Below are 22216 nucleotides of genomic sequence, written 5' to 3'. Positions count from 1 at the left end.
CCATGCCTTCGGTTTGCGTCGTTTCTCCGTGAAGCTCGAATCGGCCCCGCCGCCGGGTCGATGTCCGGATATCTGCGACGCCATCTACGACCGGCGGTGTTCCTCGGCGGCGGGTGCTTGCCAACGAAAAGCGAAGGAGCCGAATGTATCTCATTGTGTTCTTGGGGAGGTCGGTATGACGCTTCCTACCGCTTATGTGGCGTCGGGTGAACTGCCGAAGGGACCGCCTCGCGCTCTCGGCTATATCGACCGGACCTTGCCGGGGTGGCCGGCGAATGAGCAGTTGGTGCTCGCGCATGCGGTGAAGTTGGGGTACGCGTTGGTGCGGGTGGTGTTTCGGACGGCTGGGGATATCGATGATCCGATCATGCGGTTGCTCGATCGGATCGGTGGGTACAACGTGGCGGCGGTTGTGGTTCCGAGCGTGGAGCATCTCGGGGAGCGGCTCCGAATTGTCTGCGCCGCATGTGATGTGGAGGCGGTTGAGCCGGAGGTTACCTATGCGCGGGCGCGCCCCACTATTCCTTCGGAGCCGGCTCCGCGTAATTCGAGGGTCGAGTTGGGTGATTGAGATATCTGGCTGGGGGTTGGTCGTATCGGTGGCGACGGTTGTCGGTGTGGCGGCGTTGGCGGTGGCAGGTGTCTCCTGTGCTTGGCCGGATGTCGGGGGCGATCAGGGGTTCGGCGAAGCTGCACGTCCTGCTGTGAAAGCTGTTGTGCGGCCGGATATCCTGTGGGTCTCCTTGACGCATTCCGCCCGGTCATCGGTGCCGACGGTGTTGGAGGCGCACGAGGATATGCAGCTGCATTTGGAATGTGATCCCGGTTTGTGCGCCGCGAAGGCGGTAGCGATGAGGACTCTCGTGGCCGCCGGGCGGGTGAGGCCGGACCGATCCCGGCGGCTGTGAGAATGGGCGGCCTGCTTCGCGCACGGCCGTGCGCCCGGCCGGTGGTCGGGTGTCAGGCCGCGCTGGTGTCGGGTGGACGCGTACGTGACTGCAACCAACGCTCGTGCTGTTCGCGTTCGCGTTGTCGGCGTTGCAGTCGTTCCTGTTCATCGCGCAGGTGGATGCGCGTGAGTATCGCGGCCAGAAGTTCGTCGGGGTGATGGCGGTGGTTGATGCGGGGTGTCCGACTGGGGTCGATGTGTTCGGGTGCGATCCAGGCGGTGCGGCCCGGGAACGGGGAAAGCTCGGTCTGTGCAACGGTTTTCCAGCCGCCGGGTCCGTCGTGGATCAGGGCGTGGCAGGCGTCGCAGGCTAGGACGAGGTTGGTGATGTCGGTGGGGCCGCCTTTGGCGTAGTCGCGGATGTGGTGGGCTGCGCAGAGGCTGGCGGGAGCATCGCAGCCGGGGCGGGAGCAGCCGCGCAGGGCGGCGATCAAGGCCAGGCGTTGGGTTGGGGAGGCGAGTCGTTTCATGCGGCCGAGGTGCAGGGGGAGTCCGGCGTGGTCGAAGATCGCCAGGTAGGGGCGGGATCGTTCGGCCAGTCGCAGTGCCTCGCGGATGGGGACGACGCCGCCGGTTGCTGTGGTCGCGGCGCCCGAATCCTTTTCCAGGTCTTCGAGTTTCATTGTCAGGACGGTGGTTACCGGCATGCCGCGGTGGCGGCCGAGGTCTTCGGCGATCACGCCGGAGCGCAGGATCGCGGTGAGGGCATCGTGGTTGCGTTGGGCGGCGCTGCGGTGATCGGATCGCGCTGCCTCGGCAAGCATCGCCGGGTCGGCGGTGTCGATATCGACGGCGGGGCTATTCGGGTCCTCCGGGTTGCAGACGCCGGGGCGTGCGTACTTGGCCAGGAGTGGGTCCAGTAGGGCGCGCAGCACCGGGTCGATTTCGCCACGCACGGGGGACATGCCGTCCGGGCGTTGCCGGCCCACGACGATGCCTCGCATTCGGGCCCGATCCTGGTCGGTGGTGAGGCGGCCGTCGGGATCGAGATAGGCCAGGATTCGGTCGCCGACCTTCCCGATATCATCCGGCGAGCCGGATCCAGCGAACTCCGCCAGCAGTTGTTCCGCGGCTTCGCGGTCTGCGTCGGATACGCCTCGGGGCACCCGGTTCATGACCTGCGCGATCCCCCGCACGTGATCGGCGGAAATCTCACCGTGCGCCAAAGCTTCTGCGGTACAGGGCAATTGCGGGTCTCGCACCTCGCCGTCGAGATCGTGGAAGGTGCCTACCCAGCGCGCCGAGTTGACGCGGCTGCCCGCATCGGCGCTGGATATCCGCAGCGTCTCCATCAGGAACCGCTTCACCGTCTTCGCGCCGGTCCGGGACGGCAGGGATCGTTCCTCGGCTTCGATCAGCAGTCGATGCTGCATCGCTGTCAGTCGGCGCGCGCAACGTTCCACATCCCGCATCGCCTGTATCAGTTGTTCATCCGACAGCGGTATCAGTGAACGTTCGAACAGCTGGGAAACAGCAGCGAGCAGCGGTCTCGTGACCTGCTCGGCGTCCTCCCCGGCGTTCGAATGCATGTTCGAATTCTATCAAGAAGGGGTGGGGTGTGCACCTCTTCGGCCTGTGTGGATTTCGGAACTCATTCTGAACAAGTGACCGAAAGAGATTGTGTCGCAGGGGGATTCGCTCGCACTGAACAGTGGAACTCGAGGTCCCTGTGTCGACAACGCTCAGTGAATCCCAGCGGTCGAACGGTGCTTACAGCGGAATAGGCCGGCAGTCGTTGCCGCAACCGTCCTCGGCGGATGCCTGCCCGGGTGCGGCGACGCGGTGCAGGATCGCCCGCGTGGGCGCGATGACGAGCCGGTCGTCTTCCAGTGTGCCGAGACCATCGACGATCAACGAGTAACCTGTCGGTTCTCGCGGCGCCCACACCAGGCTGACCGCCGGGCGGGCCGCGACGTTGTCCCGGGTATGGCTGCCGGGCGCGGGCACGTGCAGTCGGCCGGAGTGTGGAACCGGATGCACCGGCACCACGCGAGGAAGGGAATTGTCGCCGACGGTGATGAGGTGGGCGAGGTCGTAGTCGGCGATCACCCGCGCGAGCTCATCCGTTTTCACCTCGGGATTCATATGTCGAGCGTACTGCGGGGCACGTGCGGAAACGGGCCGCGAGCCGCTCGGTGAAGCGGGGCGGGCCCTCACGTGAGCTGCGTCAACAGCACCACCCCGAGCGTGAACATCCATCGTTCCCGCCACGAAGACATCGAGCACTCGCCACGCCGCGGGCAGCGACAGCACCGGCGTGAGCAGCCGAGCTCCATAGCCCAGCCCGGCGAACCACACTCCGCTCGCAACCATCGCGCCGACGCCGAAGGCCCACCGTAACGATCCGGGCCCGGCGGCGACCGAGCCGAGTAGCAGCACGGTGTCCAGATAGACGTGCGGGTTGAGCCGGGTCATCGCCAGGCAGACCAGGATCGCGGTGCGGAGGGACGCGGTGGAATCGCCGGTGGTCGCGAGTGCGGCGGTGGCGCGGCGGGCCGCGACGGCGCCGCAGGCGATCAGAAAGCATCCGCCGGCGAGTCCGGCGACGGTCAGTGCTGCCGGATACGCGCTGACCAGCGCGCCGAGACCGCCGACACCGCACATGATCAAAATGGCGTCGGAGGCGATGCAGATGACGACCACGGCCGCGACGGCTTGTCCGCGTACGCCCTGGCGCAGGACGAACGCGTTCTGCGCGCCGATGGCCACGATCAGGGATAAGCCGGCACCGAATCCGGCCAGGCGGTCGTGCGTTTCGCGCGGCAACTGGCCGCATTGCAGGAGGCGGCGCAACGAGAGTTGGGGATCGCCGGAGATGCCGAGTCCACCACGCTGTCCATCGCGGTCAACGCCGCTGGCGACCTGGTTCCTGCCCGCCCTGTCGCAGGTGCCGCAGGATCCGCCGGTCTGCTTCGATCTGCATCGCGAGGACGAATCCCACATCGCCGCACTGCTACGGGAGGACACGGTGATGGCGGCGGTGACATCGCTGGCCGAACCGGTGACCGGATGTACGGCACGGCTATTGGGTCTGGCGCGGTACCTGCCGGTCGCGAGCCCGGAATTCGTCGAGCGTCATTTCGCAGCAGGGTCTCTGGAACAGCGGCTTCCCGAGGCGCCGGTCATCGTTTTCGATCGCCGGGACGAGCTGCAGGATCGCTACGTCCGCACCGTCACCTCCGGCAGGGCGGGTGCGAGCCGGTTCCGGCATTACGTACCCACCTCGGAAGGCTTTCGCGACACCATCGTCGCGGGGCTCGGGTGGGGACTGGTCCCCGAAACGCACGCCGACCCACTGCTGCGTTCGGGTGCGTTGCGGAATTTCGCACCGGAGCAGTGGGTCGATGTGCCGCTCTACTGGCAGCAGTGGAAGTTGGACGTACCGGCCCTCGCGCTCGTCGCGCAGACGATCGGCATGGCGGCGGCCGACTATCTTCGACAGTGAAAAGATGCCACCCGCACGGCTTTCCGTGCCGAAAGTCGAGCCCCGATGTCTAGGCGGCTTCGTCAGTCGATCAACTGCGGTGCCGCCGTCCGCGAGCCGTCGCCGGCGGGAACGGCTTTCGGCGATGCTGAGGTGAGCAACGCGACCCCGGCCGCGAGCAACCAGATGATCGTGAACCCGGACACCGTTGCGGTAGTGCCCCATCCGTTCGCCGCGTAGAAGTTCGCCGGAGTGTTCCCGAAGAACATCGACGGTGCGAACGCCACGTTCACCACTGCCAGGACCGCGGCCGACCGCCCCGCCCACGCGGGCAGAATCCGCGTGCGCAGAATCGTGACAGCGGCTGTGGTCATGAACAGGGCGGTCAGGAGCCGGCTGACCGTTCCGTACAGCACATAGGTGCCGGACACGGTGACAGTGGGATCGATCGGCTCGGGCGCCTGGATCGTGGCGCCGATCTCGAGGCCCATGGAGACGAAAGCGACTGTGGCCCACATCAAACCGGCGATCGAGGCCAGTGAACCGAGCCATTCGTAGCGTCGATCGGCGGCCTTCACCAGGTGGCCGAAAGTCGACATGAACACCACCACGCCGAGCAGTCCGACGAGTCCGATCAGGCCGCGACTCAGGATGTTCCAGTCCGGGGGCGGGCCGTCGTAGACGAAGTAGAGCGGCAGTTCGACAAGCATGAGAGCGGCGCCGCAGACAGCGGCGATACCCGCCGTGCGGCGGAGGGTTTCGGTGTGCACGGATCGTCCTTCCGATCGGCGGCAACAGTAAGTATATGACTTATACTATATCGACCATACTAAACTCGGGAAGGATGACTATTCGACGACGGGATGCGCGCTGATGACCGCTCGGGAGGTGCCCGACCATCTGGCCCGGCTGTGGCGGCTGCCGGTGGACACCAAACTCGGCCGTCCGGCCGCACTCGATGTGGATCGGGTGGTGGCGACGGCGGTCCAACTGGCCGACCGGGACGGTCTCGCCGCCGCGACGCTGCCGAAAATCGCTGCGGCTCTGAGTGTTACGCCGATGTCGCTCTACCGCCACATCGGATCGAAGGACGAACTGCTGGGATTGATGTCCGATGCCGGAATGGGGGCGCCACCCGAATTGCCCAGCAGCTCATGGCGTTCGATGCTGCGCGCCTGGGCGTTCGCGCAACTGGAGAGGCACCGCGCCCGTCCCTGGCTCACCGAGCTGCCGATCACCGGACCTCCGAGCGGACCGAACACCGTGGCCTGGATGGACGCCGGGCTGCGCGCACTGCGCGACACCGCGCTGGACTGGCCGGCGAAGGTCGGAGCCATCATGGTGGTCAGCGGATACGTCCGGGAGGCGTTCGTCACCGCCCGCCAACTCGAACGCGCCATCGCGGCAGCCGATCTCGACCCCGCTGGCGCCCTGCACGATTACAGCCGAAATCTGCGCGCACTGGTGGATCGAGAGCGGCTGCCCGATATGGCCGCACTGCTGGACTCCGGCCTGTTCGACGCCATCCAGCCCGCCGAGGCCGACCCCGCCTCCGACTTCACTTTCGGTCTCGATCTGGTCCTCGACGGCGTGGCGGCGACCATAGCCGCGAACAGCCGATAACAACAAACGGCCCGGCGCCGTGGAGGCGCCGGGCCGCGAATCAGCTGCCGATCAGCTGCTGCCGAACCACCCCGGCGGAACGACCCGACGGAAACCGTTCCAGCCGTTGCCGTGCCGGTCCCACGGGTCGCAGTCGTTGCCGCGGTGGTGGCGGTCCCAATCGCCGCGGCGGTCCCAGTCGCCCCGGTCGCGGCCGTCCCACGGGCCGTGCCCGTGACCCGGATGTGCGATCTCGGTGGCCGCCGGGGCGCCCACGACGTCGGCCTGGGCCGGAATGGCAAGCGCGACAAGCGGCGCCGCCACGATGGCGCCGGCAACGGCGATTCGCGCCGCCGTGCGCTTGGTGCGATGTTCGGTTCTGGCAATCACGGTGAATCCTTCCAATCAGTTACACCGCACGCAGTCTCTCGCAAATCGGACACCGCGTCACGGGTGGTGGCACGAGGTTCAGGGCCGAATCGGTCGCGAGGATGACGGGGACTCGGGGTTGACCCCCAGTCCTGCGATTCAGCTGCTGCCGAACCAGCCCGGTGGGTAAACGGGCCTATACCAGGAGTAATACGGCCGATACCACGAATTCCGGCCGTACAGGTAGTCCAGCGGTATCGGATCGAACGGCGTCACTTCCGGGTAGTACCAGCCGACCGAACTCGGCTCGCTCGCCGGCGCCTGCGCCGACCCCTGCCCGGTGGTCGCGGTGACCATGCCGATCAGAATCAAGCCCGCTATCGCCGTCCTGGCCAGGATTCGGCGTATCCGGATGGACGTGGCAGTCGCGAACACGACCAGCCCCTTTCAACTCGCTTGTCCCGCAACCTTCGCCGATTTCGGTGGGAACGTCACGGCCGCGATACGCCCAGGGCTGAGAAGAGCTCAGCTCACATCCCGCGCCTCGCCGTCCGGATTCGCGGGATCGATATGCCAGCTCCGGATCCGCCGCGGATGAATGCGAATGATGGTGTGCGCGAACCATGTCGGTGCCACCGGCGGCGTGTCGACATCGAGGATCTCGCCGACGCCGCGGATCTCCACTCCGCGACCCCAGCCGGGCTTCACCTCGGCCGGATCGTCCGGCGTCATATCGTCGACGACCAGGCTCACATTCGGATTCCCCCGCACATTGCGGTAGCGCTGCGCGCTCGGACTCGGCCCGCCGATATCGATCGTGCCGTCCTCGTTCACCCGAAATCCCACCGGCGCCAACTGTGGCCGCCCGTCCGCCGTCACAGTGGCCAGCCGGCCCAGCGACTGGGAGGTCAGATAGGTGTGTTCGGCCGCGGTGAAAGTCATGTCGCTACGCTAAGAGCTCGAGTGCGGTTGAGGTCAAGTGGTGTGCGGGGTCGGTTGGTCGGCCACTTCATGCAATCAGTTGTCAGGCTGTGTGCGGGCCCGCCGACCAGGCGAATGCGGTCAGGGTGGGGTCCAGTGCCGCCGCGGTGAGCCGATTGCCCAGCGTGGACAGTGTGTAGGTGCCGATTCCCAGCACCACCTCGAGGGCCTGTTCGGTGGTGTAGCCGTGGGACAGGAATTCGCTCGCTCGCTCGTCGGGGACGTTGCCCGCGGTTTCGACGACGGTGAGGGTGAACTCCTGGAGTGCGGCCAGGCGGGGATCGGGGAGGGGGCGCTGTTCGCGTAGCGCGGTGATCAGTTCCGGGTCGGCGCCGATCTCGGTCAGTTTCGCGGTGTGCATGGCTACGCACAGGTGGCATTCGTTGCGCGTGGCCATGGTCATCACCAGCACCTCGCGCGACAGTTCGTCGAGGGTGCTGCCTTCGAACAGGGCGTTGAGTTTCATGAAGCCGTCGAGCAGTCGTGGTGAGGTCGCCATTTTCGCCACCGCGGCGGGGAGGTAGCCGACGTGCGCGGCGGTCGCGGTCATCGTGCGACGGGCCTCGGCGGGTGCGGAGTCGAGGGTGTGGGTGGGGAAATGCATGAGTCGATCCGTTCGAGTTAGACAACCAGGTTGTCTAAACGGTAAACCAGGTTGTCCAATTGGGCAAGCCTCGACGGTCGCCTGGGCGGAGCCGGTCAGCTCCCGAGCCACCCCGCGACGTCGAGGCGGAACGCTTCCGGTGGGACCATCGTGCGCAGCGCGGACTCCATATCGCGCACGCGCTGGGCGCCCAGTTCGTGCACCCAGCGGCGTCGCAATCGCTCGAAAATCTCGGCCGACTGCCGCAGCGCGTCGATCCCGCGCGGGGTCAGGCAGACGATCTTGCGCCGGGCGTCGTCGGGATCCTCGCCACGTTCGGCGTAGCCCAGCGCTGTCAGCTTCTCGACCGTCTTGCCCGCCGCCTGCTTGGATACGCCCAGCTTGCGGCCGATTTCGCTGGCCGTCGCCCCGTGCACTCCGATCGCCTGCATCGCGAATCCGTGGGCCGGGCGCATGTCGGGATGCCCCCGCTCCGCCAGCTCGGCGTGCAACTCGTCGATGAGCGAGCGGAACCCGGCGAACAGCAGCAGCGGCAGCTCGAATCCGGGGCTGTCGATCGGGGCTCTCCCGCGTTTTCCGACAACCATGTTGACGAGGGTAGTCGCCGCGATCAAGGCCCACGCGAGGCGCCACCCATGGACGCGTGTCACCGGTCGCGGCCGGTCCGGTGGTGTTCAATACACCTGGAGTGCTCCGGAACGAGTGCCCGCCTTGTTCTGTCGAATGCCCGGAGGCGCGATGACCATACGGCCACACCGGATTCCCGTCCGTCCTCCCGCGCGGCGGCGCGGCTTCGTACGGCGGCTCGGGCCATGGCTGGCTCTCACCGCGATCCTCGCGGCGTGCAGTGGGCCCGGCGCCGATGTCTCCGAATCACACACTCCCGCAACGGTTTCGACGGCTCCGCTGAGCTCTGTCGCCGTGGTCACGCACGGCAGCCCCGGCGACGCGTTCTGGAACGTGGTGAAGAACGGCGCCGAGGCGGCCGGTAAGGATCTGGGCATCCGGGTCGAATACAACTCCTCGGGGGATCCGGGGGAGCAGGCCAAGCTGGTGGACAACGCGGTGGCGCAGCATGTGGACGGTTTGGTGGTGTCGATGGCCAATCCGCCGGCGTTGCGCCCGTCCGTCGAGCATGCCGTCGCGGCGGGAATTCCGGTCGTCACGATCAACTCCGGCGAAGCCGACAGCGCGGCCGCCGGTGCGATCGGACATGTCGGGCAGAGTGAGCGACAGGCGGGGACAGCCGCCGGCAAACGCCTGCGTGAGGCCGGCCGGGCCAGGATGCTCTGCGTCATCCACGAGGCCGGCAATATCGGCGCCAACGACCGCTGCGCCGGCGCGATCGACGGATTCGGCGGCACTGCCACCACCTTGCAGGTCGACATCAACAACCCGGCCGATGCGCAGTCGCGGATCAAGGGAGCGCTGGAGGCCGACCACTCGATCGACGCGGTGCTGACCCTCAATTCACAGATCGCCGCCCGCGCGGTCGACGGAGTGCGTGAATCCCACTCCCGGGCCAGCGTCGCCACATTCGACCTGAATTCCGATGTGGTGAGCGCGATCCGGGCCGGAACCCTGCTGTTCGCGGTCGACCAGCAGCAGTACGAACAAGGATATCTGCCGGTCGTGATGCTGCAGCTGTATCGGCGCAATCTCAACACGGTCGGGGGCGGGATGCCGGTGCAGACCGGACCCGCCTTCGTGGACAAGAGCAACGTCGACGCCATCGCCGCCCTCGTGGCGCAGGGCACGCGCTGAGCAGGGAGCTGTAATGACCGACACCGCAACGTTTTCCGAAACCACCGCTCCCGCCGCGATCCGGCCGCCGCTGCTGAACCGGCTGATCGTGCGGCCCGAAATCGGCGCCGGTCTGGGCGCGCTGGTGGTATTCGTCTTCTTCGCCGTGATCACCGACCGGTTCCTCAGCCCCCTCGGGGTAGCCACCTGGCTCGACGACGCCTCGACGCTCGGCATCATGGCCGTCGCGGTGGCGCTGCTGATGATCGGGGGCGAATTCGATCTGTCCGCCGGGGTGATGACCGCGTCGACAGCCTTGGTGACGGCCATGCTCGCGGTACACGCGGGATGGAACGTGTGGTTCGCGCTGGGCGTTTCGCTGCTCTTCGCGCTCGTGGTCGGCGCGCTGAACGGGTGGGTGGTGATGCGCACCGGCCTGCCCAGTTTCATCGTCACCCTGGGTACGTTCCTGGCGCTGCAGGGTCTCAACCTCGGCGTCACACGGCTGGTCACGGGGACCGTGCAGGTGTCGGGAATCCGTTCCGCGCCCGGATACGCCTCGGCCGGTTGGGTTTTCGCGGCGACGACGAATCTCGGTGACGCCCGCGTCCAGGCCTCGGTGCTGTGGTGGATCGCCGTCACCGCGGTGGCGACGGTGGTGCTGGTGCGCACCCGCTTCGGCAACTGGATCTACGCGGTCGGCGGTTCGCTGCCCAGCGCACGTGCCGTCGGTGTGCCGGCGGCGCGGACGAAGATCCTGCTGTTCATGGGCACCGCCCTCGCGGGCTGGCTCGTCGGCTCCTGCAATCTGCTGCGGTTCGCGAGTGTGCAGGCGAACCAGGGCGTGGGGCTGGAATTTCAGTACATCATCGCCGCGGTCGTCGGCGGTTGCCTGCTCACCGGCGGATTCGGATCGGTGCTGGGCGCGGCCATCGGCGCGCTGATCTTCGGCATGGCCCGGCAGGGGATCGTGTTCGCGCGCTGGGACAGCGACTGGTTCATGCTCTTCCTCGGGGTGCTGCTGCTCGCCGCGGTTCTGGTCAACAACGCCTTCGCCAAGCGCGCGGAAAGGTTGCGCCGATGACTTCTCAGCAGACGGCGGCGCAGCCCACATCCACGCCACTGATCGAGACGGTGAATATCGGGAAGAGTTACGGCGGCGTCGTCGCCCTCGCGGACATCTCGATGGTCGTGCGGGCCGGGGAGGTCACCTGCGTACTCGGCGACAACGGCGCCGGGAAGTCGACCCTGATCAAAATCCTCGCCGGCGTTCATCGCCACGATGCCGGTGAGCTGCGCATCGACGGTGAGCCGACCCGGTTCGCCTCGCCGCGCGAGGCATTGGACCGCGGTATCGCCACCGTCTACCAGGACCTGGCGGTCGTGCCGCTGATGAGTGTCTGGCGCAACTTCGTCCTCGGCTCGGAGCCGACCAGGGGCGTCGGGCCCTTGCGCCTGCTGGATCGAGCGACCGCGCGCGAGATCACCCGGACGGCGTTGTCGGACATGGGAATCGAGGTTCGCGATCTGGAACAGCCGGTCGGCACGTTGTCGGGCGGGCAGCGGCAGTGTGTGGCGATCGCCCGCGCGGTCCATTACGGCGCGAAGGTCCTCATCCTCGACGAACCGACCGCCGCGCTCGGCGTCAAACAGTCCGGCGTGGTGCTGCGCTATGTCGCGCAGGCCCGGGATCGCGGCCTCGGAGTCGTGCTGATCACGCACAATCCACATCACGCGTATCCGGTCGGCGACCGATTCCTGCTGCTGCGGCGCGGCCGCGCACTCGGCGGCTACGACAAGTCGCAGATCGACCTTCCGGAACTGACCCGGCAGATGGCCGGCGGCGCGGAACTGGAAGCGCTGCAACATGAATTGCGTCGTCCGCTGCCGGAGTGAGCGGCGGCGGACGCGAGCGCTGGACTGTCGGTGGGGGGCCGGTTACCCTCTGCCTGGCCCGACGTCGAGAAGTGAGTGAGAAGCGTAGTTGCATGGCACGGTGAAGTGGTTCGACAGTGAGAAAGGCTTCGGTTTCATAATCCCGGATGCCGGCGGAGCCGAAGTTTTCGTCGAATACACCGAGGTTCACGGCGACGGTTTCCGGCGATTGGTACAGGGCCAGCGCGTCGAGTTCGACGTACGCCATACCAAGGCGGGCCCGGAGGCCAAGGGTGTCCGAATCGAGCCGATGCGTCGACTGTGGCCCGAGCCACACGAACTGTGACCTGTCGGGCAGATCACTTTTCCCGACAACGGGTTAACGCGCCTTTATGGGCCCTCGATATGTTGATCGTCAGTTTGTACGACTGAATTGAAACAACGAAGAGGTATTTATGATCCCCGTTATCATCGACACCGGTAGTGCTGCTGTGAACGGCCTGTTCGACACCCTGGGTGCCGCCTTCCACGGCCTGGTCAACACCCTGTGGACCGGCTCTTTCGGTGGCTGATCACTGATTTCGGTCGCACGACGCGACCTCGGGCCGACCCCGGACCGCGGTGTCCGGGGTCGACCCATTTCTGCGGCCGGACAGTCGCGCGCACGATTTCCGCCGGCTCGTCGCGGTGGCTCGGGCGCGGCCCGCCGCGCTATCACGGGACGATCACGGCGCGCTCCACGCGAAAAGCCGGTTTATCGCTTCGGATGCGGTTTCCCCCCGGGGGGTGACCACTGTAGTGGCGCGACGACGCGGTCCGTGGCAGGCTGGATCACTGAGACCGGCCCGACCGTGAAGTTGGTCGGCTCGGCTCGTCTACAGAAGGTATGAAATGGCGCAAGGCGTAGTGAAGTGGTTCAACAGCGAGAAGGGCTTCGGGTTCATCGCTCAGGACGACGGTGGTCCCGATGTGTTCGTGCACTACTCGGCTGTGAGCGGTAGCGGATTCCGGTCCCTCGACGAGGGGCAGCGCGTGCAGTTCGAGATCGGCCAGGGCCAGAAGGGTCCGCAGGCTCAGAACGTAAGCGTTCTCTGATCGAGTCCGCTGACTGCGCGCCACTTTACGTAGCGTGAACTGTCCGCGACTTACAGTGGGGCCCCGTATCTTTCGAGATGCGGGGCTCCTTCGCGTCCGGGGCCGGATACCGCGCGGCCCTGGTTCGGCGACGGTGTGAGGGCGCCTGCCTACCGGGCGGTACGCCGACGCCGGAGCGCGACCATTAAGCTGGTCCGCGGTAAATGCCGACCTCTTTCCCCAGGAGTGCCCCACAGTGAGCCAAAATGGCCGTCCTGTTGTTCTGATCGCCGACAAGCTCGCCCAGTCGACCGTCGATGCGCTCGGTGACGGTGTCGAGGTTCGCTGGGTCGACGGCCCCAATCGACCCGAGCTGCTGGCCGCCGTGCCCGAGGCCGACGCGCTGCTGGTCCGTTCGGCCACCACCGTTGACGCCGAGGTGCTCGAGGCCGGCAAGAACCTCAAGATCGTCGCCCGCGCCGGCGTCGGCCTCGACAACGTCGACGTGCCCGCGGCCACCGAGCGTGGTGTCATGGTCGTCAACGCGCCGACCTCCAACATCCACACTGCCGCCGAGCACGCCGTCACCCTGCTGCTGGCCGCCGCCCGCCAGATCCCGGCCGCCGACGCCACCCTGCGCGAGCACACGTGGCAGCGCAGCAAGTTCAACGGTGTCGAGATCTTCGGCAAGACCGTCGGCGTGATCGGCCTGGGCCGCATCGGCCAGCTGTTCGCGCAGCGCCTGGCCGCCTTCGAGACCAAGGTCATCGCATACGACCCCTACACCTCCCCGGCCCGCGCCGCCCAGCTGGGCATCGAGCTGCTGAGCCTGGACGAGGTGCTCGAGCGCGCCGACTTCATCTCCATCCACCTGCCCAAGACCCCTGAGACCAAGGGCATGCTGAACAAGGAGACCCTGGCCAAGACCAAGAAGGGCGTCATCATCGTCAACGCCGCCCGCGGTGGTCTGATCGACGAGCAGGCCCTGGCCGACGCCATCACCTCCGGCCACGTGCGCGCCGCCGGCATCGACGTGTTCGAGACCGAGCCGTCGACCGACAGCCCGCTGTTCGAGCTGCCGCAGGTCGTCGTCACCCCGCACCTGGGCGCCTCCACCGCCGAGGCTCAGGACCGCGCCGGAACCGATGTCGCCAAGTCGGTACAGCTCGCCCTCGCCGGCGAGTTCGTGCCCGGAGCGGTGAACGTCGCCGGTGGCGCGGTCAGCGAGATCGTCGCCCCCTGGCTGGACATCGTCCGCAAGCAGGGTGTGCTGCTGGGCGCCCTCGCCGACGAGCTGCCGGTCTCGCTCGAGATCCAGGTGCGCGGCGAGCTGTCCTCGGAAGATGTTGCGGTGCTGGAGCTCTCGGCGCTGCGTGGCGTGTTCTCCGCGCACATCGAGGACGCGGTCACCTTCGTCAACGCCCCGTCGCTGGCCGCGGAGCGGGGCCTCGAGGCCTCCGTCACCACCCACAGCGAGAGCCCGACCCACCGCAGCCTGGTCGACCTGCGTGCCGTATTCGGCGACGGCCGCACCCTGAACGTCGCCGGCACCCTGACCGAGCCCGCTCAGGTCGAGAAGATCGTCAATATCAACGGCCGCAACTACGACATGCGCGCCGAGGGCCTCAACCTGGCGATCCTCAACTACGACGACCGCCCGGGTGCGCTGGGCAAGATCGGCACCAAGCTCGGCGAGGCGGCCATCGACATCAAGGCCGCACAGCTGAGCCAGGACATCGACAAGGAAGGCGCGACGGTCATCCTGCGCGTCGAGGAATCCGTCCCGGGCGAGGTGCAGTCCTCGATCGCCGAGGCCGTGGGTGCGGCGAAGGTCGTTCAGGTCGACCTGAGCTGAGGTATTCCGGGCCGGAATCGGCTCGGCCGCAGTACGTTACAGTGCGCGCGAATCCAACCGCCATGGTGCGGAGCAGGATTCGCGCGCATTGTGCGTTCGGCCGATGTGCCGTCCGATCTCACTCATTGGGAGCGGCTTGCCCTGGTTATCGGGGTGATTCGCAGGACCGATAGTGTGACGGTGTCGGCGATCCGGCCGGGCGCTACGCCGCCGATCGACCGCCCTTGGCTGATTCGGCCGCAGACGCGTTGCGAGCCGCGAGCAGGAACGAACGGAGCGTTGTCATATGAAGCTGGCTGTCATCGCCGGTGACGGTATCGGGCCCGAGGTCATCGCCGAGGCGCTCAAGGTACTCGACGTGGTCGTGCCCGGGGTCGAGAAGACCGAGTACGACTTGGGTGCCAAGCGCTACCACGCGACCGGCGAGGTGCTGCCGGAGTCGGTGCTGCCGGAGTTGAAGCAGCACGACGCCATCCTGCTGGGTGCGATCGGTGATCCGTCGGTCCCCAGCGGCCTGCTCGAGCGCGGTCTGCTGTTGCACACCCGCTTCGCGCTCGACCACCACGTGAACCTGCGTCCGTCGAAGCTGTACCCGGGCGTCACCAGCCCGCTGTCCGGTGACCCGGAGATCGACTTCGTCGTCGTGCGCGAGGGCACCGAGGGCCCGTACACCGGTACCGGCGGCGCGATCCGCGTGAACACCCCGCACGAGGTGGCCACCGAGGTCTCCACCAACACCCGCTTCGGCATCGAGCGAGTGGTGCGCTACGCCTTCGACAAGGCCCAGCAGCGCCGCAAGCACCTGACGCTGGTCCACAAGACCAATGTGCTGAGCTTCGCCGGTTCGCTGTGGCAGCGCACCGTCACCGAGGTCGGCGCGGAGTACCCCGAGGTCGAGGTCGCCTACCAGCACATCGACGCCGCGACGATCCACATGGTCAACGATCCGGGCCGCTTCGACGTGATCGTCACCGACAACCTGTTCGGCGACATCATCACCGACCTGGCCGCGGCGGTGTCCGGTGGCATCGGCCTGGCCGCCTCCGGCAACATCGACGCCTCCGGCGCCAACCCGAGCATGTTCGAACCGGTCCACGGCAGCGCCCCCGATATCGCCGGCCAGTCCAAGGCGGACCCGACCGCCGCCATCCTCTCGGTCTCGCTGCTGCTGAACCACCTCGGCCGGTCCGAGGAAGCCGCCCGCATCGAAGCCGCGGTAGCCAAGGACCTCGCCGCCCGCACCGGCACCGCCTCCACGGTCGAAATCGGCGACCGCATCGCCGCATCCCTCTGAGCTTTGCTCCCCGATCCCCCTGCCGCGAAGTGGATTGCGCGACAGGGGGATTGTTCGTAGCGGGCTCTGCCGGGTCGCGGCCGGCTCGGCATCGGGGAGCGACGGAGCGGCCGGACACGACCCCGGTCCACCGCGGCGGTTCGGATCGCCGCGCTGGTTGCCGTCGATCGCCACCGGCTAGCATTGAGCGCAACTGATGCAGGCCATCGATGTGTGTGTGCAAAGACCTGGAGGCGGTATGACGGCGGAGCGCATCACCGGTGCCGTCGGATTCGGTCCGTACACCGTGCTCGACTTGCACGAACAACCGGAAGACGGCAAAGGGCTGGAACTCGAGGACGGATGGTTGATCGAGGTGGCGGCGGGGGCTCGGCACGCCTACATCAGCTGGAGGCTGGCCGGAATTCTGCGCAGTAGTCTGGGCGAGGCGGATGTCTTCGTGTGTGACGGCGGGGAGTGGGAGATCAGCACCCCCAGCGGCGTGCGCAAGCCCGATGTGTTCGTCATTCCGCGTGAGGTGGCGCGTGCGGCGATCATGGATGAAACGCCGAAGCTGATTCCTGGTACGGAGTTGCTGCTCGCCGCCGAAGTAGTTTCGCCAGGAAGCGGAAGTGAGCGCACCGATCGGGTGCGTAAGGTCCGCGAGTACGCGGCACTCGGGATCCCGCAGTATTGGATCATCGAGCATCAGCCGCATATCCGAATTCATCGCTCCGTACTCGGCGACGACGGCTACCAATGGGAGCCGACGGTCGCCGAGGGAAGCAGTTTCCACGCTGATATCGAGGCGGACAAGGTTTTTCGGGTCGAGTTCGATCCGGCCGCGCTGATCGAGTTCTGATCGGGCGGCCCGCATCGGAGGGCGGACGTCGATCGAGAAACGGTCCGCCGTTGCCGTTGCCGTTGCCGTTGCCGTTGCCGTTGCCGTTGCCGTCCGGCCGTCGCCCGTCAGCAGCGTCCGATCACGTTCAGGTTGTAGCTACAACCGAAAGTCGTTGGCGGCGTGAAGTTCCCCACGGCCGCGCTCCGTACCGTGACGGAAAGGGGTGCGGCCGTGGGGAACCCGGCGTCAGCGGTTGCGGGCGATCGGCACCATGGGCACGGCGGCTGCCGCGATGACCGCTGCGACCAGATATGTCGCCGGGAAGCCGGCGGCGGTGATCAGAGCGCCGAAAATCGGTGCGACAGCGGCGGATGCCAGGTTCTGGCCGGTGTTCTGGATGCCGAGGCCGCGGCCGCTCCAGTACGGGCCGGCGATTTCGGCGACGGCGGTGAAGGCCAGGCCGTTGTCCGCCACGGTGATCACCGACGCGGCGAACAGGATCGGGATCGCCGCCCACCACCAGTGCAACCAGGCGGCACCGGCCAGGGTCGCCATCGAGACCACGGCCGCGATCGCCACGGTGTGCAACGGACGCAGGCGGCTGCCGACGCGGTCGGACCAGATACCGGCGCCGATGCGCCCGGCAGCGCCCAGGATCTGGGTCGCGGTGACGATCGCCCCGGCCACCGGCAGCGACAGCCCGGCATCGCGATGCAGCCACAGCAAGGCGAACGTCCACAGGGTGGCCTGTGGAACCACCAGCAGCACCGACACCGCGTGGATGCGCCACAGCGTGGAGTCACCCCGATACGGGTTGTCCGGATGCGCGCCGTTGCTCGCCGGGCGGGGCGGGTCGACGATCCCGATCAGACAGCCGATCGCCGCGGCACCCGCCATCGCCGCCGGCACCAGGATCGCTGTGGAAAACCCGTGTGCGGCAGCGACGGCCGGTATCGACATCGCCGCGATCGCGACACCCAGTGGCTGTGCGGTCTGCCGGATGCCCATCGCGAGCCCGCGCTGATCAACCGGGAACCAGCCGACGATCACCCGCCCGCTCGCGCCGTTGGTACTGGCAGCGCCCATACCGGCCAGAAACAGCAGCACGCCCAGGATGCCGTAGTTCGTCACCGTCGCAGCAGCCACACCTGCCACGCACATCACGACCGGACCGGCGACCAGGACGGTGCGCTCGCCCACCCGGTCCACGATGTATCCCCAGGCGATCAGCGTGCACACCAGGCCGGCCGTCGGCATCGCGACCAGTAGACCCGCTGTGGCCAAGGGCATTCCGCGATCGGTCAGCGCCGGCAGCAGGAACGGGGTGCCGTGCACGATGACCGCGCTCGAGCACTGGGCGAAGACTCCGAGCGCGAGCATGGTCCACCGCCGGGTCGCCCGCACGTGTGTCACGGTGGTCATCGCCCTCACCTCAAATCTCATATTTTGGGATAACAGTCTTACTCTGTGAACTGGCACTTACCGTACACCCAGGATGCGGCGGGTGGGCAAGTAGAAATTCGTCACATCCGCCCGTCGCAGACCGGGTGGTCGGCCGCGTTCGGGCAGGTGGATAGACTCTTCGCCATGCGTCTAGGTCGTGTTGCCAGCCCCGATGGGGTCGCGTTCGTGAGTATCGAAACCGACGGTTCCGACGAGATCGCTCGTGAAATCGCCGAGCATCCGTTCGGTACCCCGACATTCACCGGCCGTACCTGGCCGCTGGCCGATGTGCGACTGCTGGCCCCCATCCTGGCCAGCAAGGTGGTGTGCGTCGGAAAGAACTACGCCGCGCACGCCGCGGAAATGGGCGGACCGGCGCCGGAGGATCCCGTGATCTTCCTGAAACCGAACACCGCCATCGTCGGGCCGAACCTGCCGATCCTGTTGCCGCCCAATTCCTCTCAGGTCGATTACGAGGGTGAGTTGGCCGTGGTGATCGGCCGCCCGTGCAAGGACGTGCCGGCCGCCCGGGCCGCCGACGTCATTCTCGGCTACACCGTCGCCAACGATGTGACCGCGCGTGACCAGCAGCGCCACGACGGGCAGTGGACGCGCGCCAAGGGCTACGACACCTTCTGCCCGCTGGGACCGTGGATCGAAACCGAACTCGATCCGGGCGATCTCGAGATCACCACCGAACTCGATGGTGAGGTGCGCCAGCGCAGCCGGACTTCACTTCTGCTACACGACATTCCGACGGTGATCGAGTGGGTCACCGGGGTGATGACTTTGCTGCCCGGCGATGTCATCCTCACCGGAACGCCGGAAGGTGTAGGACCGATGACGGACGGGCAAACCGTATCCGTGACGGTTCAGGGTATCGGCACCCTCACCAATCCTGTTGCCGCCAAACGTTGATCGAGAGAAGGAATATGACTGACGTACGGGTCCGATTCTGCCCGTCACCCACCGGCACACCGCATGTCGGCCTGATCCGGACCGCGCTGTTCAACTGGGCGTTCGCCCGTCACCACGGCGGCACCTTCGTCTTCCGGATCGAAGATACCGATGCCGCACGCGATTCCGAGGAGTCCTACCACGCGATTCTGGACGCGTTGCGGTGGCTCGGGCTGACTTGGGACGAGGGGCCGGAGGTCGGCGGGCCCTACGGTCCCTACCGTCAGTCGCAGCGGCGTGAGCTTCATCTCGATGTCGTCCAGAGGTTGCTGGCGGCCGGTGAGGCCTATGAATCTTTCTCCACCCCAGACGAAGTCGAGGCCCGTCACCGGGCCGCCGGCCGCGATCCGAAGCTCGGTTACGACAACTTCGACCGCGATCTGACCCCCGAGCAGATCGCCGCCTACAAGGCCGAGGGCCGCCCGGCGGTGGTGCGCCTGCGGATGCCCGATCACGATCTGGTGTGGAACGATCTGGTTCGCGGGGAGATCACTGCCAAGGCCGGGACGGTGCCCGATTTCGCGCTGACCCGCGGCACCGGTGATCCGCTCTATACGCTGGTGAATCCCGTCGACGACGCACTGATGAAAATCACACACGTGTTGCGCGGGGAAGACCTGCTTTCCTCCACTCCGCGGCAGTTGGCGTTGTATGCCGCATTGCAGCGGATCGGGGTGGCGGAGTTCACCCCGGAGTTCGGTCATCTGCCCTTCGTGATGGGCCAGGGCAACAAGAAGTTGTCCAAACGTGATCCGGAGTCGAATCTCTTCGCGCACCGGGAGCGTGGATTCATTCCTGAAGGTTTGCTGAATTACCTGGCTTTGCTCGGATGGAGCCTCGCCGAGGACCGCGATGTCTTCTCCATGGCGGAGATGGTCGATGCGTTCGAGATATCGAAAGTAAATTCGAATCCGGCGCGCTTCGACCAGAAGAAGGCGGATGCGATCAACGCCGAACACATTCGTTTGCTGGATGCCGGGGATTTCGCCCGAAGGTTGCGGGAGTTCCTTACCGCGCAGGGGCACATCGGCGCCGAAGTGGACGATCGAGTTTTCGCCACGGCGGCCGAGTTGGTGCAGACCCGGATCGTCGTTCTCGGTGATGCGTGGGATCTATTGAAGTTTCTGTTCGTGCCGGCCGAGGAGTTTGCTGTCGACGAGGCCGCGGCGCAAAAGAATCTGGGACCCGATGCGCTGCCGGTGTTGCAGGCCGCCGCCACCGCGCTCGAGGGTGTTTCCGAATGGACGTCGCCGGTGCTCGAGGAGGCGCTGAAAAAGGCTCTGGTGGACGATCTGGGGCTCAAACCGCGTAAGGCCTTCGGTCCGGTGCGGGTGGCGGTCACCGGATCGCACATCAGCCCGCCGCTGTACGAATCGCTGGAACTGCTCGGCCGTGAGGTGACCATGCGGCGGCTGCGGTCCGCACTGGCGTAGCCGGACCGGCCCCGGTGCCTGCCGAATCGGGGGGCCCGGGGCCGTGCAGGTCATGAAAAGTGGCTCTGACCAGACGATTTGTATAGATACGGGAGGGGTTTGGTACTCTTCTTCTCGGCCCGGAACGAGGGCCTCGAACCGGCAGGGGAGAGGCTGAAAGCCCAGGTCATTGGGGTATGGTGTAATTGGCAACACAGCTGATTCTGGTTCAGCCATTCTAGGTTCGAGTCCTGGTACCCCAGCGGAGAATGTTGATTCGCTTCGTTCGGTCGAGACGGAACAGCATCCCCGGCAATTTGGTCGCCGGGTCTCGGCCGGTTAAGCTTGCCGAGCCTCCTCGATCGAAAGATCCACGGAGTCTCCCTCAGGGGAAGTCCTCTGGCCCCGTCGTCTAGCGGCCTAGGACGCCGCCCTCTCAAGGCGGTAGCGCGGGTTCAAATCCCGTCGGGGCTACATTCGAAAGCCCTCCAGCGCGAGCTGGAGGGCTTTTCTCGTTTCCGGGTGCGGATCAGTCCCGCACCGGCCAGGTGGATCCGCCCGGCGGCGTCGCGGGCATACCGAGCTTGCGGTGATCCCAGCTGCGCACCCGTTCCGGCACCACGCGGATCGCGATGCGCTTGTTCAGCATCGCCTCCACCATCGGGCGCGATTCCTCGGTGTAGGGGCCGGTGTAGCGCTCCCAGACGCTGACGCCGACCTTGAACAGCGCCTCCGGGTCCTCCACGATCTCCGCGCGGCCCTCGATCGACACCCCGCGCAACTGGTCGTAGGTGTCGCCTGCCTCGACCAGCACGGTGACGCGCGGATCGCGCCGCAGATTCACCGCCTTCTGCGACTTGCCCTTCGTCTCGAACCAGATCTCACCGTCGACCAGGCCGTACCACATCGCCGTGAGATGCGGTGTTCCGTTCTTGCCCAGGCTCGCCAGCGTCATGATGCGGCTGCGTTCCAGGAATTCGGTGATCTCCGTCTCGGACATCACGATCTGTGCGCGTTGGTTCACTCCCATGCGGTCACGATACTTTACGGCGTATGGCCAGGATCACAGCTCGTGACCGGATCAGAGTCGCTTGTGCAAGGCATCGGCGGCGGCGACGAGGTCGGCGGCCCAGCGCGCACCCGGGCGCCGGCCCATGCGATCGATCGGGCCGGATACCGAGACCGCGGCGATCACCTGGGACGACCCGTCGCGTACCGGCGCGGAGACGCTGGCCACACCCGCGGACCGTTCCGCGGCGCTCTGTGCCCAGCCGCGGCGGCGGACCTCGGCCAGGGCGCGCTCACCGAAGACCGCGTCGGCCAGGACGCCTCGTTGCAGTTCCGGATCGGCCCAGGCCAGCAGGACCTTCGCGGCCGATCCGGCGGTCAGTGGGAGGCGGGCGCCGACCGGGACGGTGTCGCGCAGGCCGGAGGTGGGCTCGAGCGCGGCCACACAGATGCGCGAGTGCCCGTCGAGGCGGTAGAGCTGCACGCTCTCGCCGGTGATCTCGCGCAGCCGGGGCAGGATGATGGCGGCGGCGTCGAGCAGCGGATCCTCGGCGGTGGTGGCCAGCTCTGACAGCGCCGGGCCGGGCCGCCAGGAACCGGCGGCGTCGCGGGCCAGCATGCGATGGGTCTCGAGCCCCACAGCCAGCCGATGCGCGGTGGCCCGTGGCAGCCCGGTGCGGGTGCACAGCTCGTTGAGTCCGCACGGCTGTTCGGCCACGGCGTAAAGCACGGCCATGGCTTTGTCGAGCACCCCGATACCGCTATGCTGTCTCATAGAACGATATTAGCGTCTCGCATAGTGA

Annotated in this window: 24 protein-coding genes and 2 tRNA genes; 15 read left to right on the top strand and 11 right to left on the bottom strand. The window is 66.8% G+C overall.

Translation table 11 applies throughout. The features are described 5' to 3' along the window. The first annotated feature begins 175 nt into the window (after window positions 1–175). A complete protein-coding gene (locus C5E41_RS11670) occupies window positions 176–571 on the top strand; it encodes a hypothetical protein (RefSeq protein WP_104375802.1) in 396 nt (131 codons plus the stop codon). A gap of 389 nt (window positions 572–960) precedes the next feature. On the opposite strand, the gene C5E41_RS11660 is transcribed toward C5E41_RS11670, so the two are convergent. Both C5E41_RS11660 and C5E41_RS35720 read right to left on the bottom strand, forming a co-directional pair. After that, window positions 961–2478 (bottom strand): HNH endonuclease signature motif containing protein, encoded by a 1518-nt coding sequence (locus C5E41_RS11660; protein ID WP_104375800.1) that lies wholly within the window; start codon window positions 2476–2478, stop codon window positions 961–963. A 181-nt stretch (window positions 2479–2659) separates the two neighbouring features. Beyond that, the gene (locus C5E41_RS35720; protein WP_104375876.1) at window positions 2660–3715 is read right to left on the bottom strand and encodes a LysE/ArgO family amino acid transporter; all 1056 of its coding nucleotides are present in this window, start codon (window positions 3713–3715) and stop codon (window positions 2660–2662) included. Between the two features lie 49 nt (window positions 3716–3764). On the opposite strand from C5E41_RS35720, the gene C5E41_RS11650 reads away from it, so the two are divergent. Further along, window positions 3765–4394 (top strand): ArgP/LysG family DNA-binding transcriptional regulator, encoded by a 630-nt coding sequence (locus tag C5E41_RS11650; RefSeq protein WP_258080905.1) that lies wholly within the window; start codon window positions 3765–3767, stop codon window positions 4392–4394. A 62-nt stretch (window positions 4395–4456) separates the two neighbouring features. Here C5E41_RS11650 and C5E41_RS11645 read toward each other — a convergent pair whose 3' ends face one another. Next, a complete protein-coding gene (locus C5E41_RS11645) occupies window positions 4457–5143 on the bottom strand; it encodes a hypothetical protein (protein WP_219823138.1) in 687 nt (228 codons plus the stop codon). Window positions 5144–5246: 103 nt separating this feature from the next. Here C5E41_RS11645 and C5E41_RS11640 point away from each other — a divergent pair, with 103 nt between their 5' ends. Next, entirely contained in the window at window positions 5247–5996 is a 750-nt protein-coding gene (locus C5E41_RS11640; RefSeq protein ID WP_181063204.1) for a TetR/AcrR family transcriptional regulator, read from the top strand. Between the two features lie 51 nt (window positions 5997–6047). Here C5E41_RS11640 and C5E41_RS11635 read toward each other — a convergent pair whose 3' ends face one another. The 5 genes from C5E41_RS11635 to C5E41_RS11615 form a co-directional block, all read right to left on the bottom strand. Then, window positions 6048–6365, bottom strand: coding sequence for a hypothetical protein (locus C5E41_RS11635; protein WP_146097520.1), 318 nt, complete (start codon window positions 6363–6365; stop codon window positions 6048–6050). 138 nt (window positions 6366–6503) lie between these two features. After that, window positions 6504–6779, bottom strand: coding sequence for a hypothetical protein (locus tag C5E41_RS11630; protein ID WP_146097519.1), 276 nt, complete (start codon window positions 6777–6779; stop codon window positions 6504–6506). 90 nt (window positions 6780–6869) lie between these two features. Next, window positions 6870–7286 (bottom strand): PPOX class F420-dependent oxidoreductase, encoded by a 417-nt coding sequence (locus C5E41_RS11625; protein ID WP_104375797.1) that lies wholly within the window; start codon window positions 7284–7286, stop codon window positions 6870–6872. 82 nt (window positions 7287–7368) lie between these two features. Further along, window positions 7369–7929 carry a carboxymuconolactone decarboxylase family protein gene (locus C5E41_RS11620; protein WP_104375796.1) on the bottom strand — a complete coding sequence of 187 codons (561 nt, stop codon included), beginning with the start codon at window positions 7927–7929 and terminating at the stop codon, window positions 7369–7371. Between the two features lie 95 nt (window positions 7930–8024). Then, the gene (locus C5E41_RS11615; protein WP_104375873.1) at window positions 8025–8516 is read right to left on the bottom strand and encodes a MarR family winged helix-turn-helix transcriptional regulator; all 492 of its coding nucleotides are present in this window, start codon (window positions 8514–8516) and stop codon (window positions 8025–8027) included. 151 nt (window positions 8517–8667) lie between these two features. Here C5E41_RS11615 and C5E41_RS11610 point away from each other — a divergent pair, with 151 nt between their 5' ends. From C5E41_RS11610 to C5E41_RS11575, 8 genes are all read left to right on the top strand, one after another. Next, window positions 8668–9693, top strand: a complete 1026-nt coding sequence (locus C5E41_RS11610; RefSeq protein WP_104375795.1) for a sugar ABC transporter substrate-binding protein — start codon at window positions 8668–8670, stop codon at window positions 9691–9693. A 13-nt stretch (window positions 9694–9706) separates the two neighbouring features. Continuing rightward, a complete protein-coding gene (locus tag C5E41_RS11605) occupies window positions 9707–10756 on the top strand; it encodes an ABC transporter permease (protein ID WP_104375794.1) in 1050 nt (349 codons plus the stop codon). Next, on the top strand, window positions 10753–11568 hold the full coding sequence (locus C5E41_RS11600; RefSeq protein ID WP_104375793.1) for an ATP-binding cassette domain-containing protein: 816 nt from the start codon (window positions 10753–10755) through the stop codon (window positions 11566–11568). Before C5E41_RS11605 ends, C5E41_RS11600 begins: the two co-directional genes overlap by 4 nt. 88 nt (window positions 11569–11656) lie before the next feature. Then, entirely contained in the window at window positions 11657–11893 is a 237-nt protein-coding gene (locus C5E41_RS11595) for a cold shock domain-containing protein (protein ID WP_104375792.1), read from the top strand. Window positions 11894–12438: 545 nt separating this feature from the next. Then, a complete protein-coding gene (locus tag C5E41_RS11590; RefSeq protein ID WP_063031338.1) occupies window positions 12439–12642 on the top strand; it encodes a cold-shock protein in 204 nt (67 codons plus the stop codon). Window positions 12643–12877: 235 nt separating this feature from the next. Next, window positions 12878–14476 (top strand): phosphoglycerate dehydrogenase, encoded by a 1599-nt coding sequence (serA, locus tag C5E41_RS11585; protein WP_104375791.1) that lies wholly within the window; start codon window positions 12878–12880, stop codon window positions 14474–14476. 286 nt (window positions 14477–14762) lie between these two features. Further along, window positions 14763–15770, top strand: a complete 1008-nt coding sequence (locus C5E41_RS11580) for a 3-isopropylmalate dehydrogenase (protein ID WP_104375790.1) — start codon at window positions 14763–14765, stop codon at window positions 15768–15770. A gap of 238 nt (window positions 15771–16008) precedes the next feature. Continuing rightward, window positions 16009–16611 (top strand): Uma2 family endonuclease, encoded by a 603-nt coding sequence (locus C5E41_RS11575; protein WP_104375789.1) that lies wholly within the window; start codon window positions 16009–16011, stop codon window positions 16609–16611. Window positions 16612–16839: 228 nt separating this feature from the next. Here the strand turns inward: C5E41_RS11575 and C5E41_RS11565 are convergent, their stop codons facing one another. Then, complete coding sequence (locus tag C5E41_RS11565) at window positions 16840–18015, bottom strand: MFS transporter (RefSeq protein WP_104375787.1); 1176 nt, start codon at window positions 18013–18015, stop codon at window positions 16840–16842. Window positions 18016–18180: 165 nt separating this feature from the next. Here C5E41_RS11565 and C5E41_RS11560 point away from each other — a divergent pair, with 165 nt between their 5' ends. The 4 genes from C5E41_RS11560 (at window position 18181) to C5E41_RS11545 (ending at window position 20879) form a co-directional block, all read left to right on the top strand. Beyond that, window positions 18181–18954, top strand: coding sequence for a fumarylacetoacetate hydrolase family protein (locus C5E41_RS11560; protein WP_104375786.1), 774 nt, complete (start codon window positions 18181–18183; stop codon window positions 18952–18954). 14 nt (window positions 18955–18968) lie between these two features. Continuing rightward, a complete protein-coding gene (gene gltX / locus C5E41_RS11555; RefSeq protein WP_104375785.1) occupies window positions 18969–20426 on the top strand; it encodes a glutamate--tRNA ligase in 1458 nt (485 codons plus the stop codon). Window positions 20427–20596: 170 nt separating this feature from the next. After that, window positions 20597–20668 (top strand) — tRNA-Gln (locus C5E41_RS11550). Between the two features lie 138 nt (window positions 20669–20806). Beyond that, window positions 20807–20879 (top strand) — tRNA-Glu (locus C5E41_RS11545). A gap of 55 nt (window positions 20880–20934) precedes the next feature. Here the strand turns inward: C5E41_RS11545 and C5E41_RS11540 are convergent. Together C5E41_RS11540 and C5E41_RS11535 are read right to left on the bottom strand one after the other, a co-directional pair. Continuing rightward, complete coding sequence (locus tag C5E41_RS11540) at window positions 20935–21435, bottom strand: pyridoxamine 5'-phosphate oxidase family protein (protein ID WP_104375784.1); 501 nt, start codon at window positions 21433–21435, stop codon at window positions 20935–20937. Between the two features lie 51 nt (window positions 21436–21486). Continuing rightward, window positions 21487–22188, bottom strand: coding sequence for an IclR family transcriptional regulator (locus C5E41_RS11535; protein ID WP_104375783.1), 702 nt, complete (start codon window positions 22186–22188; stop codon window positions 21487–21489). Window positions 22189–22216 lie beyond the last annotated feature (28 nt).

The organism is Nocardia nova (assembly GCF_002933465.1).
In the GTDB taxonomy this organism is placed as follows: domain Bacteria; phylum Actinomycetota; class Actinomycetes; order Mycobacteriales; family Mycobacteriaceae; genus Nocardia; species Nocardia nova_B.
This window is presented reverse-complemented; position numbering and strand designations above follow the sequence as displayed.

Excerpts from the sequence above, each read along its gene's own strand:
- C5E41_RS11670 (WP_104375802.1), top strand. The coding sequence starts at position 176 with ATGACGCTTCCTACCGCTTATGTGGCGTCGGGTGAACTGCCGAAGGGA.
- C5E41_RS11660 (WP_104375800.1), bottom strand. The coding sequence starts at position 2,478 with ATGCATTCGAACGCCGGGGAGGACGCCGAGCAGGTCACGAGACCGCTG.
- C5E41_RS11650 (WP_258080905.1), top strand. The coding sequence starts at position 3,765 with ATGCCGAGTCCACCACGCTGTCCATCGCGGTCAACGCCGCTGGCGACC.
- C5E41_RS11640 (WP_181063204.1), top strand. The coding sequence starts at position 5,247 with ATGACCGCTCGGGAGGTGCCCGACCATCTGGCCCGGCTGTGGCGGCTG.
- C5E41_RS11625 (WP_104375797.1), bottom strand. The coding sequence starts at position 7,286 with ATGACTTTCACCGCGGCCGAACACACCTATCTGACCTCCCAGTCGCTG.
- C5E41_RS11620 (WP_104375796.1), bottom strand. The coding sequence starts at position 7,929 with ATGCATTTCCCCACCCACACCCTCGACTCCGCACCCGCCGAGGCCCGT.
- C5E41_RS11615 (WP_104375873.1), bottom strand. The coding sequence starts at position 8,516 with ATGGTTGTCGGAAAACGCGGGAGAGCCCCGATCGACAGCCCCGGATTC.
- C5E41_RS11610 (WP_104375795.1), top strand. The coding sequence starts at position 8,668 with ATGACCATACGGCCACACCGGATTCCCGTCCGTCCTCCCGCGCGGCGG.
- C5E41_RS11605 (WP_104375794.1), top strand. The coding sequence starts at position 9,707 with ATGACCGACACCGCAACGTTTTCCGAAACCACCGCTCCCGCCGCGATC.
- C5E41_RS11600 (WP_104375793.1), top strand. The coding sequence starts at position 10,753 with ATGACTTCTCAGCAGACGGCGGCGCAGCCCACATCCACGCCACTGATC.
- C5E41_RS11590 (WP_063031338.1), top strand. The coding sequence starts at position 12,439 with ATGGCGCAAGGCGTAGTGAAGTGGTTCAACAGCGAGAAGGGCTTCGGG.
- C5E41_RS11580 (WP_104375790.1), top strand. The coding sequence starts at position 14,763 with ATGAAGCTGGCTGTCATCGCCGGTGACGGTATCGGGCCCGAGGTCATC.
- C5E41_RS11575 (WP_104375789.1), top strand. The coding sequence starts at position 16,009 with ATGACGGCGGAGCGCATCACCGGTGCCGTCGGATTCGGTCCGTACACC.
- C5E41_RS11565 (WP_104375787.1), bottom strand. The coding sequence starts at position 18,015 with ATGACCACCGTGACACACGTGCGGGCGACCCGGCGGTGGACCATGCTC.
- C5E41_RS11560 (WP_104375786.1), top strand. The coding sequence starts at position 18,181 with ATGCGTCTAGGTCGTGTTGCCAGCCCCGATGGGGTCGCGTTCGTGAGT.
- gltX (WP_104375785.1), top strand. The coding sequence starts at position 18,969 with ATGACTGACGTACGGGTCCGATTCTGCCCGTCACCCACCGGCACACCG.
- C5E41_RS11540 (WP_104375784.1), bottom strand. The coding sequence starts at position 21,435 with ATGGGAGTGAACCAACGCGCACAGATCGTGATGTCCGAGACGGAGATC.
- C5E41_RS11535 (WP_104375783.1), bottom strand. The coding sequence starts at position 22,188 with ATGAGACAGCATAGCGGTATCGGGGTGCTCGACAAAGCCATGGCCGTG.